1 protein-coding gene is annotated in these 448 nt (G+C 58.5%); it reads left to right on the top strand.

What is annotated here, in order from left to right:
• The first annotated feature begins 115 nt into the window (after nucleotides 1–115).
• Nucleotides 116–382 (top strand): hypothetical protein, encoded by a 267-nt coding sequence (locus tag EYA77_RS03760; protein WP_167815901.1) that lies wholly within the window; start codon nucleotides 116–118, stop codon nucleotides 380–382.
• The last annotated feature ends 66 nt before the right edge of the window (nucleotides 383–448 follow it).

The raw sequence follows: 448 nt of genomic DNA, 5'->3' as shown, positions 1-448 counted from the left end.
TTCCCGAGGACACCGACATCCGCACCTGGTTCAGGATCTTCAAAAACCTCCACAGAGCAGAGCTCCTCGAATACCGCAGCAGACAGTTTGCCGCAGCACTTGCAGGAGACGAAGAATGAGCGAACTTATCGGCGACGCGCCGGGCGACTTTGCCGCATGGCACAAACTCATCACCGGCTGCTGGGTCTACAACATCGTCACAGGCGAGGTCATCAGCATGACCACGCAAAAACCGCTCACCTTCGAACCAGGACCGAACGGCGGCTCAGTTCGGACACGCGTCCACGGGCACCGGTTCAGGGTGACCAAACAACGGATCGCAAAAATAGCCGTCTGGATCGGCAGATGCGAAGGCAACATCAAGACCGGAGGGAGCACATGACGGAAGAAACGACGGAGAACACGGGCGGCACAACGGCAGCGTGCGATGCAGTATGCCCTGCAGGAT

Source organism: Methanocorpusculum sp. GPch4 (assembly GCF_012062385.1).
GTDB classification, from domain to species: domain Archaea; phylum Halobacteriota; class Methanomicrobia; order Methanomicrobiales; family Methanocorpusculaceae; genus Methanocorpusculum; species Methanocorpusculum parvum.
This window is presented reverse-complemented; position numbering and strand designations above follow the sequence as displayed.